Source organism: Bradyrhizobium sp. CCGB20 (genome assembly GCF_024199855.1).
Classification (GTDB): domain Bacteria; phylum Pseudomonadota; class Alphaproteobacteria; order Rhizobiales; family Xanthobacteraceae; genus Bradyrhizobium.
In genome coordinates this window covers 5,625,662-5,638,350 of record NZ_JANADN010000001.1, presented here as the reverse complement: position 1 = coordinate 5,638,350, position 12,689 = coordinate 5,625,662, and the positions used below count along the sequence as shown (strand labels likewise).

Sequence of the window (12,689 nt, the reverse complement as noted above, 5' to 3'; positions counted from 1 at the left end):
AGGAGAACCACCATGCCCCTGATCACCGTGTCCTACACCTCGTCCCGCCAGTCGTCGTCGCTGAAGGCCGACATTGCGAGCGCCGTGTCCGAGCTCACTGCAAAAATCCTGCACAAGGATCCCAAGGTGACCGCCATCATCGTCAAGTCCGTGGACGCCGATGACTGGTTCGCCGGCGGCAAGTCGCTCGCCGAGCAGAAGCTCGCCAGCTACTGGATCGACATCCACGTCAGCGAAGGCACCAACACCAAGGACGAGAAGGCCGCCTATCTCGCCGCGATGTTCAAGCGCATGGCCGAGATCCTGGGCCCGCTGCATCCGGAGACCTACCTGCATGTCGACGAGGTCAAGGGCGACGCCTACGGCTTTGGCGGCCTGACCCAGGAGCGGCGCTACATCGCCGGCAAGCTCGAGGTGTCGCTGAAGGCGGCGTGAGATGGCAAGCCGCGGGTGAGCCATCTCACCCGCGGCCTGATCGTCAGCTCGCCGCGCGGAACTGAACCTCGGAATTGTTCAGGAAGCACGTCTTGTCGAACAGTTTTAGATCCAGCGGATTCGGCAGCCTGACGTCGCCGAGATCAGGGCAGGGCTTGACGGCGGGATCATAGGACCGGTCGATCTGCGAGATGAAGACGACGATCAGCCCCTTGTCTCGCGCGAAGGATTTCAGCGCGAACCTGAACGGTCAGATCAGGGTTTTCCCGCCTCTGGTCGAGCAGTTGCAGATAGTCGATCACCACGACCGTGCCGCGAGGGGCTGCCGCCATCTGCTTGACGATGTAGTCGGCGCAGATCGCGTCGGAGCAATCGACCTCGAACAGCTTGTCGAACTGTGCGGGATCGACGCCGATCGCACGCAAGCGGTCCAGAACGTCCTTCTCGGTGTATTCGAGCGAGAAGAACGCGGCGCGATGACCTGATTTCATGGCCTCGACGGCGAGTTCGAGGCTCATCAAGGTCTTGCCTTGGCCAGGGCGCGCCCCGACCAGCACGAGTTCGCCCGGCTCGAATTGCGGAAACAGGCGATTGGCCGGCGTCAGCGCGGCGGCCTTTGCCGCCAGCATGCTCCAGGCGGAAAACCCTTCGCTCGCAGCAATGCGGTCGAGCGCATCGTGCAGCGGAATGCCTTCCTCGCGCGACAAGCGCTTCGCCTTGCGCTTCAGATGATAGACGGTGCAGACAACTTCATGGAGAGAACCTCCCATTGCGAGCAGAAAGCGCAATCCCTCCTTATGCCTGGCGCTCGAACAGTCGGTCCGATGATCTCATCGCCCGGCATGAACTGTACTTTCCCGGCGGAGGGGGGAGGCGTGGGCGGCACCTGGCTCAAGCATAGCCGATTCCCCGGCGAGCGGAGAGGCGCGCGGTCCGGCTGAAACAGAAAAGGTGCTAGGCGGCCGCTTCGGGCACCAGTGCGCGTGTCGGTCCGAACAGCTCCTCGAACGCCTGCCGGAGCGCGACGTCGACGTCGGCCATGGTCACGAGCTGGCCGAGATCGATCAGTGAGGTGACGCCATAGCGCGGATCGGCAACGCCGCAGGGCACGATGCCTGCGAAATGGGATAGCTCCGGCTCGACATTGATGGCGATGCCGTGGAACGAGACCCAGCGCTTCAGCCGGACGCCGATCGCCGCGATCTTGTCCTCGTGCCCGACGCCCTTGTCGGGCCGCTTCACCCAGACGCCGACCCGGTCCTCGCGCCGCTCGCCGCGGACGTTGAAGGCGGCGAGCGTGCGCAGGATCAATTCCTCCAGGCTCGCGACATAGGCCCGGACGTCCGGCCGGCGGCGCTTGAGGTCGAGCATGACATAGGCCACCCGCTGGCCCGGCCCGTGATAGGTCAGCTGCCCGCCGCGCCCGGTGGCAAAGGTCGGGAATCGCGGATCGAGCAGGTCGGAGTCCTTGCCGGAGGTCCCGGAGGTGTAGAGCGGGGGGTGCTCGAGCAGCCAGACCAGTTCCGGGGCTTCGCCCGCGGCGATCTGTGCGACTCGCGCCTCCATGGCGGCCACCGCCTCCGGATAGGGCACGGGCGCGTCCGAGATTCGCCATTCGACGGGTTCGCCGCCGGAGGTGGAAAACGACGTCAAATCGAGGTCTTGGCGGGGGTTTTGAGGCGAATTAACCATTGGCTAACCATAACGTGGTGATGATCGCAGGCGCAAATGCCAAGTCCTTTGGCTTAAGTCCCAAGTTGCGGCGGTCCTGACAGTGCCCACTCTCGACAAAGTCACCGTGGATCTCATGGTCGTCCTCGGGACGACCACCATGCCGATCCATCAAGTATTACGTCTTTCCCGCGGCGCCATCATCGAACTGGACGCAACCGAGGCCGACGAGGTCAAGGTTCTGGCCAACAACCTGCCGGTGGCCTCCGGCGTCGTGCTGGTCGACCGCAACCGGATCGCGGTTGAGGTCAAGCAGATGCTGCCGCGCACGGCGGGCACGCGGTAGCGGCCCGGGGACCCGGTAGGGCCCGGGGCAGGCGGTTGCGGCTGAGGCACCCGATAGGGCCGATCCGGGGGGAGCGGCAGAATTTTCCTGCAAAGCTTGTGGAATTCGGGGCCTTTGCAGGCTTGTACCCCTCTGATGGATTTGTTAGATCGGCGCCGTTGATCCGGTTGGCCCTCAAGCCTCAAGCCGGCATCCCCTAAGCGCTCGTGGCGGAACTGGTAGACGCGCTGCCTTGAGGTGGCAGTGAGTAAAATCGTGGGGGTTCGAGTCCCTCCGAGCGCACCAAGGGAAGAGAGGCGCGAAGAATCTTTCCGCGATCTTCGACGCCCGCCTTGTTGGCACTGCCGATCCTGGAATGTGCCCCCGCTGATCCCTGATGTTCGATCTCTCGGCCGGGGGGCGCTCCGTCGTCGCGATAAACGTCCGCGACCTGCAGTCACTGCGGCAAGAACACCAGCAGCGAGGCGCCCGCGGCCACACATGCAATGCCGGCAGCACGCGCGATCCATCGTCCGACCGGCGTTAGTTTCTCCAAAAGGACAAGCAGCGCCAAAAGGGCAATCCAAAGCACGTTCATCACCCCGCCTACGAACAAAAGCGCCATCAAAACCCAGCAGCAGCCGACACAATAGCCTCCGTGCCGAAGCCCCAGCAGCAGGCAGCCTCGCAGGTCGCCGCGAAAGCCGCCGTGGCGCATCAGGAACAGAAACGGCGACTGGCATTGGGCGAGACAGACGTCCTTGAGCGGTGTCCATTGATAGACTCCCGCCGCGATCAGCACGATTGCACCGAGCAGGTTGCTGGCGATCGCCATCCGGGAATCGAGCAAGGCGGCCCGCTCGATCACCCATTGCAGAAAGGTGGCTGCCAGCGAAAAGCCGCACCAGGCGAGGAGATAACCGGCCGCAAACCAGCCGGTCGCGGCGAACGGCTTGCCCTGCGCTTTGCCCTGTCGGCCTACGCGGGCGTACATCAGGATCATGGGTGCCGCCGAGGGGGCCATCATTCCGATCATCATCACGGCCCACATCAGCAACACATACGCGAACTCGATCGCTCGCCATGGCTCGTTGGCCGGCAGCATGATGCCGATCCCGGCCGGGATCATGCGGAACCCGGTCATGTCCATGCCGCCCATGTCCATGTCGTTGGCGAGCCAGAGCACATAGCTCCATGCCAGCGCGACCATGACGCCGATCGCGCCGCCGACGACCCAGCGATCGCGCCGGAGCACGGTTTCCAGGGCGCTGTCGGTCATTTGCGATTGACGTTGCCGGCCTCGTCGCAGGACCGGTCGGAGTTGCTTCAAGCCTGGTTCGACCAGCGGATCGGCGCATAGAGGCCGTTCTTGCCGGAATTATCCCAGTGCATGCCGTGATCGCTGAACGTATTGCCGGGGGCGCCGACGGCCATCACCATGGCGTCGGGGCTGACCGGATGACCGATGTTTGCCCACATCTCGCCGCTCGGATGCATGGTTGGTAAGGGATCGACGGACATGTGCAGGATGCCGGGGATTTCCGCGGACCGTGTCTTGCCGTTGATCCGGAACGTGATCGGGACCTTGCGCACGCCCAGGTTCTTGCTGATCAGCGGCGTGAACGCGGCCATCGGACCACCGGCGGCGCCGGTGAAGATCGCAGCTAGAGCCTCGGTCTGCTCATCGTTGGCGCGCTGATCGATATAGGCGGCCACCGACCAATCTCCGTCTGCCATGATCCCAGGTGCGTGGAGGATAACCAGGACATTGAGTCCATCGAGCTCGATGTCGCCATAGCGGCCGCTTTCGACGTGGAAGATCAGCGGTACGTTACAGAAGCCTTCGGTCGGTCGCGCGGTCAGCGGGGGAGCCGCCGACACGAGGCAGGGACACACGATGCTGCAACTGCAATTTTCGAAATAGTCACCGGAAAGGTGCCATGGGACATCTGCCATCGCTCTCTCCCGCTAGGCCGAACCCGATAGTTTGCTTTCGAATGAGCTACGTGTAGTTGAAAGTTACGCTTCGTGGGGAAGCGCCGCAAGCCGATTCCACTATCGAAATACGTTGAGGAAGGTGAGCTAGTGCCGGCAGATTTCAAAGGTGCGCACCTCTACTCGGCGAAGCGGAATGTGAGCCTCGGCCGACTTGCTGGAAGGGCACCTATAAGTGGGAACGCACCTAACTCTTTACCCATTTCCGCAAGCCATTGAAATCGCACCAGATGCGACCGCCCTCCGAGCGCGCCAGCCTCGAAGATCCTGATCTCTCGCGAAACGGCCCCCGTCGGCCGCTCAGCCGTATTCGTCGCCGATCCCGTATTCCCGGTAGATCTCGAGCGGATCTGCCTCCGGAAACAGGCGACATTTGGCCTGGGCGAGGTGCAGGCTCACGGCCGACGGCTCCTTGCCGTTCGCCAGCATTTTGCGGATGTCGTCCATATGCGCGCTCGGCTGGTGCTTCGGCTCGAGCTGCTCGAGCGCGACCAGCGCGGTCGCAAGCGCCTCGGTCAGAACCCAGTCGTCGTGGCCGGTGATTCCCTTTTTCGGCATCGGCAGACCCCACATGCGGTGGCTGTGCCAATCTACCGTAGCTTCCGACGAATCTCCATCGAGCTGCTGGCAACCTCTCGTTCACGTGGAACGCGCAGGCCCCTGTGCTCTCCCTTGCATTATGACCGCGCGTGGCTAAAAGGCGCCCGGCGATCGTATCTTTGTCGAAATTAAGTTGGCGTAGACCGGGTCGCATCGCTCAGGGCTGGAGCCAGCATGGTCTTTCTTAGCTTCGTCTACCGTTTCGTGACCAACTTCGCGTTCATGGCGATGGTCTATTTCAGCCTGAACTTCATGGAGAAATACCAGAACCGGGCGATCCTCGCGATCCTGGTGCTGGTCTATGCCGGCATGCGTGCGGCCTCGACGCTGCGTGCGTTCTACTTCTTCCAGAAGATCGAGAAGCTGGAGGCGGAGACCAAGCGCCTGCAGGCTCCGATCAATGACGGTTCGGGCGGAACGAGCGCGCGCAAGCAGGTCGTGGCCGACGTTGCCCGGCTGCGCCGCGACGGCGAGCTGAAGTCCTATATGGACCTGTTCTTCCTGGCGCTGATCGTGCTGCTCTGCGTCGCCAACATCATGCGGCAGTGATGACGACTTAGGCGCGCTTCTTCACGCCGGTCGCGACGCGGGTCGAATGCGATGCGGGGCCCTTGGGCGCAGCGCTCTTGGCCTGCGCCGTATGCTTCGGTGCGCCATGGGCCGCATGCGAGGCGCGGGCAGCGTGCGGCTTGCCGGCCTTTCCCTTGGCCGCACGGGGCGTCTCGGACGCCATCGCCAGCCGCGTCGCCGCGCGCCGCGACAAGGTCGTCGACAGCAGGACTTCGAGCGAGCCCTCGGGAATGGCAAACAGATCGGGGCCGGGCACGGGCAGGGAGGATGCGACGTCCACCTGCGCCTTGGTCCGGCGCGGCAGCAGCGGCTGATGCTCGGTCTGCGCATTGAGGTCGGCCAGCGAGGGCGCCGGCAGCGTTTTGGTCTGCGTGAACACGAAGCTGGGCACGGAGGGCCAGCGTGCGATCGGCACGGTCTCGGTCGGCGGATGCAGCAGCCATTCCACCGCCGTGGTCGGCGTCGCCGGCCGGTCCGCGGTCGCCGGCACCACATGCACGATGCGATAGCCGCGCGCCTTGAGGTCGCGGATGATCTTCGGCAGCGCCGCGACCGTGCGGGCCTGGATGTCGTGCAGCAGCAAGATGCCCTTGCCCTTGGCCTCCAGCCGCTGCATCGCGAGCTGGTAGACGCGGTCGGACGACACATGGCGCCAGTCGTCGGCCGGGAAATCGGCGCTCCAGACCTGGATGCCGCGCGAGATCAGAAGGTTCTCGACGCCTTCGGCGCGCATCAGGCCGGGAATGCGGAAGAACGGCGCCAGCTTGGACGGATCGGTCATCGCGGCCGAGGTCCACGCGATGCCGCCGTTGATCTCGGCTTCGGCCTTCTCGATCGGCATCCGGTCGAACGTCAGCGGATGGTTCATGCTGTGCGTGCCGACGGTGTGGCCCGCCGCCACCAGCTTGCGCACGCCTTCAGGATTCGCCTTGGCCTGGCCGCCGATGATGAAGAAGGTCGCCTTGATGCACTCGTCGGCGAGCATCTGGAGGATCTGGTTCGAATATTTCGGCAGCGGACCATCGTCGAAGGTCAGGACGACTTCATGGTCTTTCAGCGGCAGCGTCTCGCGGTACTGCATGGTGCCGATGCGCGGATGCTCGCGCGGGTCGACCACGAGGGTGCGGGATGTTCCGAGCGCGTCGGGATGACCGGGGCACTCCGCCGCAAGGGCCGCCGGCGAACCGACGACCAACAGCCCCAGACAGAGGACGATCCACGATCGCGTCCGAAGAACAACGCTACTTCCGATCATGAACCTCGTCTTCCTCCTTACGCGGTTGCCGCCTTAGTAGGTCGGAGATGCCCAGAAACGGTTCAGGCGCAATACCCCCTGCATCTTTGCATGGGGTAGCATGAACAGACTGTTAATGGGGCTCAAATCACCCCATTTTGCGACGCCGTGACATTACGGCATCAATGCGCGTCGGCGTTCTTCTGTGATGTGCCCGCCGGCACCACGTGAACCACCCGATAGCCGTTCTCCCTCAGATACCGCAGGAAGGCCGGCATGATCGCGGCCGTGCGCGCCTTGGGGTCGTGGAAGAGGATGATGCCCTTGCCGGCGGCGGCAAGGCGCTCGGTGACGAGCTTCAATTCCTGCTCCGGCGTCATCTCGTTCCAGTCGCTGGCCCAGAGGTCGGCCCCGAACACGACGATGCCGCGCGACTGGAGCAGGTCGAGCTGCGCTTGCGTGTGTTCGAAATAGGGGAAGCGGAAGAACGGCGTCGAAGGCGTCGTCGTCGACACGCCCTTGAGGGCCATCTCGTCGGCCGCGATGCCGCGGTCGATCTCGCTCTTCGCCTTCTCGAACGGGATCCGCGCCATGAACGGATGCGACCATGTGTGGTGGCCGATGCTGTGGCCCTCGCGCGCGATGCGCTTGACCATCTCGGGCTGCTGCGAGGCGTGCAGGCCGATCAGGAAGAAGGTCGCGCGCACGCATTCCTGCGCGAGCGCGGCCAGCACCTTCGATGTCGTCGGCGGGTTCGGGCCGTCGTCGAAGGTCAGCACGACCTCGTGATCGGCGAGCGGCAGCGTCTGCGGAAAGCTCTTCAGCCCGACGCGCGGCGTGGTCCTGGCATCAACGCTCAGAACGCGTGAGGTGCCGAGCGCGTCCTTGCGCGGGCACTCCGCGGCATCCGCCGAGGCGATGCCGGCGAGGGCCGCGAAGACCGCGCTCACCGAGATCGACGTCCATTTCAGCCGAAGCATCTTTGCCATTGCGCTCGCAGTTCGCTTGTGGGTATTGCCTGACCGTCAGCTCAGACCACTCGTTCCAACCTAGTCAAACGGCGAGGCGCGCCATGGATGAACATATGGACGGTGCCCCATCCGCCGAGGCCTCGGTACTCGACCACGTTCCGATGCGCAATGAAGACGGCGAAATTCGTCACGAATTCGTCGAGGAGATTGCCCATGCGATCGAGGCCGGCGACAGCGCCGCGCTGCGCGCCTGCGTCGCCGAACTGCACGAGGCCGATCTCGGCGATCTGATCGGGGCCCTCGAGCCCGACCATCGCGTTCGCCTGGTCGAGTTGACCGGGCGCGACTTCGACTTCTCGGCACTGAACGAGCTCGACGAGGGCGTGCGCGAGGAGATCCTCGAGGAGCTGCCGCCGGAGACGGTTGCGGAGGGCGTCCGCGAGCTCGAATCCGACGACGCGGTCGAGCTGCTGGAAACCCTCGACCAGGCGGAGCAGGAGGAGATCCTCGAGAAGCTGCCGTTGCCTGAGCGCGTCGCGCTCGAGCGCAGCCTGCTTTATCCCGAAAATTCCGCCGGCCGCCGGATGCAGACCGAGTTCATCGCGGTGCCGCAGGATTTCACCGTCGGGCAGGCGATCGACTACATGCGCGAGACGCCGGATCTGCCAGACCGCTTCTACGAGATCTATGTCGTCGACAGGGACCAGCATTGGCAGGGCGCGGTCTCGCTCGACGTCCTGCTCCGCGCCCGTCGTCCGGTGGCGCTTGCCGAGCTGACCGACGAGGATCGCCGCCGCGTCTCCGTCCTGGAGGACCAGGAGGAGGTGGCGCGCATGTTCGGCAAGTACAATCTCGTCGCCGCGCCCGTGCTCGACACCCAGGATCGCCTGGTCGGCGTCATCACCGTCGACGACGTCGTCGACGTGATCGAGGAGGAGGCGGACGAAGACCTCAAGGCGCTCGGCGGCGTCACCAGCGACGAAGAACTCTCCGACACCGTGTTCACGATTGCGCGCGCGCGGTTCAACTGGCTGCTGGTCAATCTCGCCACCGCCTTTCTCGCATCCTCCGTGCTCGGCCTGTTCGAGGGCCAGCTCGAGAAGATGGTCGCGCTCGCGGTGCTGGCGCCGATCGTCGCAAGCCAGGGCGGCAATGCCGCGACCCAGACCATGACGGTCGCGGTGCGCGCGCTCGCGACGCGCGAGCTCGGCTCCTCCAACGCCTGGCGCGTGGTGATACGCGAAGGCATGGTCGGGCTCGTCAACGGCCTTGCCTTCGCCGTGATCACGGGCATCGCGGCGGTGGCCTGGTTCAAGATCCCGGGCCTCGGCATCGTCATCGGGCTGGCGATGGTGTGCAACCTCATCGCCGGCGCGCTCGGCGGCATCCTGATCCCGATGGCGCTCGAACGTGTCAGGGCCGATCCGGCCGTGGCCTCCGGCACGTTCGTCACGACGGTGACCGACGTCGTCGGCTTCTTCTCCTTCCTTGGCATCGCGACGCTGTGGTTCGGGTTGAGGTAGGGCTCGCTCCATCCGGGCTAAGGGGGCCATCTTTAATCCGAACTTAAGCGACCTGCCGCATCATCGCTCCACTTGGGGGAATGAACATGCGGTTGCGGCTGAAGGCGGACGGACGGGTCGTCGAGTTGCGGGATGGACAGGAATTTCCGGTCCAGCCGTCGGCCAATGCCGCGCAGGGCGACACCAGCTCGCTCGCGGTGCGCGATCTGCGCCGCCGCGCCTGCCTCACCCAGCTGGAGTTCGCCGCCAAGCTTGGCGTTCCCGTCGAGACCATCCGCAACTGGGAGCAGGGCAAGCGTGCCCCGCGGGGACCGGCCCGCGCGCTGCTCGCCGTGATCGCGCATGCGCCGGATACGGTGTTCCAGGCGCTCGCCAAAGCCTGACGTCAAGTGGTGACGTCGAGGTCTGACGCGAACCTCCCGTTAGCATTGCCCTGAAGATCCGGCCCGGCGGCCGGCGTCGTCCGTTGGCAGTGTCACGGGCGGGGTCCATAATGACGCCTGGATGATGATTTGGGGCGATCGCAACAGAGAGGATTCCTCATGCTGTTCGTCGAGGCCAACGGCGCAAGGATACCGGCGATCGGGCTCGGGACCTGGGAGCTGAGCGGGCGCACCTGCGCCCGCGTGGTCGAGCAGGCGCTGCGGCTCGGCTATCGCCACATCGACACCGCGCAGGTCTACGACAATGAGCGCGAGGTCGGTGACGGCTTGCGCGGCTCCGGCGTGCGCCGCGACGACATCTTCCTCACCACAAAAGTCTGGACCAACCATTTCGCACCGCACGATCTCGAACGCTCGGTCAAGGAGAGCCTCGCCCGGATGCGGCTCCCGTCCGTCGATCTCCTGCTCCTGCACTGGCCCAATTCGCATGTGCCGCTGGAGGAGACGTTGGGCGCGCTGTCGCATGCCAAACGCATGGGCCTGACCCGGCACATCGGCGTTTCCAACTTCACCGTGGCGCTGACCGAGCAGGCGGTGGCGCTCTCGCCTGAGCCGCTGGTCTGCAACCAGGTCGAATATCATCCTTATCTCGACCAGACGAAGGTGAGGGCGGCCTGCGACCAGCACGGCCTCGCGCTGGCCGCCTATAGCCCGATCGCCAAGGGCCGCATCAAGACAGATCAGACGCTCGCGGCGATCGGCCGCGCACATCGCAAGACGCCGGCGCAAATCTGCCTGCGCTGGCTGGTGCAACAGAATGTGTCCGCGATCCCGCGCACCTCGCGCGTCGAACGGCTGTCGGAAAACATCGACATCTTCGATTTCGAGCTCCCTGACGACGAGATGGCCGAGATCGCCGCGCTGGCCAATCCCAAGGGCCGCCTGACCGATTTCGGCTTCGCGCCGAAATGGGATTGAGGGGGCACCGCGGTATGCTAACAGCAGGGCGGCAACCCAAGATCGGTCGATGGAACTGCGGAAGATCATACGGACGGACATTGCAGCGTCAGCGATCGCGCATCTGACGCTGGTGGCGCTAATCATCGTGATCAGCGAAGTCCGTCCGTTCCACGCCGCAGCGCCCGAGGCCGTTTCGGTCGACATCGTCACGCCGGAGCAGGTGAAGCAGGAGGAGGAAAAGGCCGAGGAGAAGGCTCAAGAGGAGGCGAAGGAGAAGCCGCCGGAGCCGAAACCCGACCTGAAATTGCCGAAGCTGGATTTCACCGACGAGGACAAGGCGGAAGCGGCGTCAAAGCCTGCGGCCAAGCAGCAGGCGTCGCCTGAACCTGAGAAGCCAACGCAACAGAAGCAGCCGCAGCCCTCACAGGCGCCGAAGCAGCGCGAGGCCAACGTCCAGCCGCAGCCTCAACAACCGCAGCCGTCGCAACAGCCGCAACCGCAATCGCAGACGATGCCGCAACCGCCGCCTCAGGCGATGCAGCCGTCGCCGACACCGCAGCCACCGATGCAGCCGCAGCCACCAGCGATGCCGCAGCCGCAGGCCGCGCCGCCGCCGGCGTATCAGGCACCGGAGCCGGACGTCACCGTCAAATACGGCGTCATGCTGGGCCTGCCGCCTGAATTGCCGACGGATCTGCCGAAAGACGCGCCCAGGGACGATGGCGGCGACGCCAAGGATTCAGTCGCAGCCAAGCTGCCGGCCGAAGTCATTGCCGCGCTTCGTCGCCATTTGCGAAGCTGCGCCAGGCTGCCGGCCGGGGTCAGCCCGACCGACACCGTCAACATCAAGCTGCGCACGCTGTTCGCCACCGATGGAACGCTGGCGCGCGAACCGATCCTGATCGAAGCCCCGCCATCCGCGAAGGGTGTGGCCCTCGTCAAGTCAGCGATGGCCGCGCTCCAGGCCTGCCAGCCCTACAAGATGCTGCCGGCCAATTTGTACGGCGAATGGAAGATCCTGGACCTGCCGTTCAGCCCACGGGATTTCGGCGGGTCGTAGCGCGGATGGAGCGCAGCGCAATCCGGGGTCGCTGTTGCGCCGCGAGGACGCGAAGCTGCGTCTGCGAGTGGAGGCGCGAATGAGCGCACGACGGCGATGCATTTTGGTCCGTCATTGCGAGCGGAGCGAAGCAATCCAGACCGCCGCACCGGAAAGATCCTGGATTGCTTCGCTGCGCTCGCAATGACGAGGAGGAGAGTGAGAGCGCATCAATGACCGCGTCTCTTGTCCTCACCACCATCCACCGCCTCCGGCGCCATCGCCGCCCAGGCACTCGACGCGAACTGCCGTCGCCAAGTCACCACCACCACCGCTGCTGTGGTCACGAACAGCACCCAGGGGCTGACGAACCAGCCGAGATAGCCGAGCGCGAAGAAGAAGGCGCGCTGACCGCGGTTGAAATGGCGGCCGGCGGATTCGAACAGGCGGGAGGTCCGGATGACATGGGCTTCTGCTTCGGGCGTGTCGCGCCGGTCAGCCGGCGGCATGCCGCCGAACAGGATCGCGACATAGTTGAACAGGCGATAGGCCCAGGCGAATTTGAAGAAGGCGTAGACGCAGATCAGCACGAGGCCGACGCATTTCAGCTCCCACAGCGCCGGCGTGGGGCTGAGGTCGATCGGCAGCTTGCTCAGGATCGCGATCGCGTCGTTGGTCGCGTGCAGCAGCGCCAGCGCGCCGCCGAGCGCGAACAGGCTGGTGGAGGCGAAGAAGGCGGTGCCGTTCTGGAGCGAGGCCATGATCTGCATGTCGACCATGCGGGTGTCGCGGTCGAGCAGGCGGCGGACCCAGACCTCGCGATAGCGGTTCATGCGCGCCGACAGGCTGTCGCGGCCATAGGCTGAGTGCTCCAGCGTCAGGGCATAGACCAGCCATTCGATGATGAAGAAGCCGACCGCCGTGATGTCGACCCAATGCCTGCTCATGTCGCTCTCCTCGCGCGGATCGCAACGATTGCCACG

Annotated in this window: 14 protein-coding genes, 1 tRNA gene and 1 pseudogene; 8 read left to right on the top strand and 8 right to left on the bottom strand. The window is 64.8% G+C overall.

Annotated features, from left to right (window positions below; all coding sequences use genetic code 11):
• Window positions 1-12: 12 nt before the first annotated feature.
• Window positions 13-435, top strand: a complete 423-nt coding sequence (locus NLM15_RS26330) for a 4-oxalocrotonate tautomerase family protein (protein ID WP_254120333.1) — start codon at window positions 13-15, stop codon at window positions 433-435.
• A gap of 43 nt (window positions 436-478) precedes the next feature.
• Here the strand turns inward: NLM15_RS26330 and NLM15_RS26325 are convergent.
• Window positions 479-1,189, bottom strand: a pseudogene (locus tag NLM15_RS26325) (DNA helicase).
• Window positions 1,190-1,389: 200 nt separating this feature from the next.
• Window positions 1,390-2,127 carry a lipoyl(octanoyl) transferase LipB gene (lipB, locus tag NLM15_RS26320; RefSeq protein ID WP_254120332.1) on the bottom strand — a complete coding sequence of 246 codons (738 nt, stop codon included), beginning with the start codon at window positions 2,125-2,127 and terminating at the stop codon, window positions 1,390-1,392.
• Window positions 2,128-2,209: 82 nt separating this feature from the next.
• On the opposite strand from lipB, the gene NLM15_RS26315 reads away from it, so the two are divergent.
• Window positions 2,210-2,452 (top strand): FliM/FliN family flagellar motor switch protein, encoded by a 243-nt coding sequence (locus NLM15_RS26315; protein ID WP_035714832.1) that lies wholly within the window; start codon window positions 2,210-2,212, stop codon window positions 2,450-2,452.
• A 200-nt stretch (window positions 2,453-2,652) separates the two neighbouring features.
• Window positions 2,653-2,737, top strand: a tRNA-Leu gene (locus NLM15_RS26310).
• Window positions 2,738-2,888: 151 nt separating this feature from the next.
• On the opposite strand, the gene NLM15_RS26305 is transcribed toward NLM15_RS26310, so the two are convergent.
• From NLM15_RS26305 to NLM15_RS26295, 3 genes are all read right to left on the bottom strand, one after another.
• A complete protein-coding gene (locus NLM15_RS26305; RefSeq protein ID WP_254120331.1) occupies window positions 2,889-3,710 on the bottom strand; it encodes a DUF2182 domain-containing protein in 822 nt (273 codons plus the stop codon).
• A 47-nt stretch (window positions 3,711-3,757) separates the two neighbouring features.
• The gene (locus tag NLM15_RS26300; RefSeq protein ID WP_254120330.1) at window positions 3,758-4,387 is read right to left on the bottom strand and encodes a DUF1326 domain-containing protein; all 630 of its coding nucleotides are present in this window, start codon (window positions 4,385-4,387) and stop codon (window positions 3,758-3,760) included.
• A gap of 339 nt (window positions 4,388-4,726) precedes the next feature.
• Window positions 4,727-4,984, bottom strand: a complete 258-nt coding sequence (locus tag NLM15_RS26295; RefSeq protein WP_254120329.1) for a hypothetical protein — start codon at window positions 4,982-4,984, stop codon at window positions 4,727-4,729.
• Between the two features lie 216 nt (window positions 4,985-5,200).
• Here NLM15_RS26295 and NLM15_RS26290 point away from each other — a divergent pair, with 216 nt between their 5' ends.
• Window positions 5,201-5,575 carry a hypothetical protein gene (locus tag NLM15_RS26290; RefSeq protein WP_254120328.1) on the top strand — a complete coding sequence of 125 codons (375 nt, stop codon included), beginning with the start codon at window positions 5,201-5,203 and terminating at the stop codon, window positions 5,573-5,575.
• A 7-nt stretch (window positions 5,576-5,582) separates the two neighbouring features.
• On the opposite strand, the gene NLM15_RS26285 is transcribed toward NLM15_RS26290, so the two are convergent.
• Together NLM15_RS26285 and NLM15_RS26280 are read right to left on the bottom strand one after the other, a co-directional pair.
• Entirely contained in the window at window positions 5,583-6,851 is a 1,269-nt protein-coding gene (locus NLM15_RS26285) for a polysaccharide deacetylase family protein (RefSeq protein WP_254120327.1), read from the bottom strand.
• Window positions 6,852-7,012: 161 nt separating this feature from the next.
• Window positions 7,013-7,819 carry a polysaccharide deacetylase family protein gene (locus NLM15_RS26280; protein WP_254120326.1) on the bottom strand — a complete coding sequence of 269 codons (807 nt, stop codon included), beginning with the start codon at window positions 7,817-7,819 and terminating at the stop codon, window positions 7,013-7,015.
• 83 nt (window positions 7,820-7,902) lie between these two features.
• Between NLM15_RS26280 and mgtE the strand changes: the two genes are divergently transcribed.
• The 4 genes from mgtE (at window position 7,903) to NLM15_RS26260 (ending at window position 11,727) form a co-directional block, all read left to right on the top strand.
• Window positions 7,903-9,324, top strand: a complete 1,422-nt coding sequence (gene mgtE / locus NLM15_RS26275) for a magnesium transporter (protein WP_254120325.1) — start codon at window positions 7,903-7,905, stop codon at window positions 9,322-9,324.
• A gap of 80 nt (window positions 9,325-9,404) precedes the next feature.
• Window positions 9,405-9,707, top strand: a complete 303-nt coding sequence (locus NLM15_RS26270; RefSeq protein ID WP_254120324.1) for a DNA-binding transcriptional regulator — start codon at window positions 9,405-9,407, stop codon at window positions 9,705-9,707.
• A gap of 159 nt (window positions 9,708-9,866) precedes the next feature.
• Window positions 9,867-10,685 (top strand): aldo/keto reductase, encoded by an 819-nt coding sequence (locus NLM15_RS26265; RefSeq protein WP_254120323.1) that lies wholly within the window; start codon window positions 9,867-9,869, stop codon window positions 10,683-10,685.
• A gap of 49 nt (window positions 10,686-10,734) precedes the next feature.
• Complete coding sequence (locus NLM15_RS26260; protein ID WP_254120322.1) at window positions 10,735-11,727, top strand: hypothetical protein; 993 nt, start codon at window positions 10,735-10,737, stop codon at window positions 11,725-11,727.
• A gap of 209 nt (window positions 11,728-11,936) precedes the next feature.
• Here the strand turns inward: NLM15_RS26260 and NLM15_RS26255 are convergent, their stop codons facing one another.
• Entirely contained in the window at window positions 11,937-12,653 is a 717-nt protein-coding gene (locus tag NLM15_RS26255) for a DUF599 domain-containing protein (protein ID WP_254120321.1), read from the bottom strand.
• Window positions 12,654-12,689 lie beyond the last annotated feature (36 nt).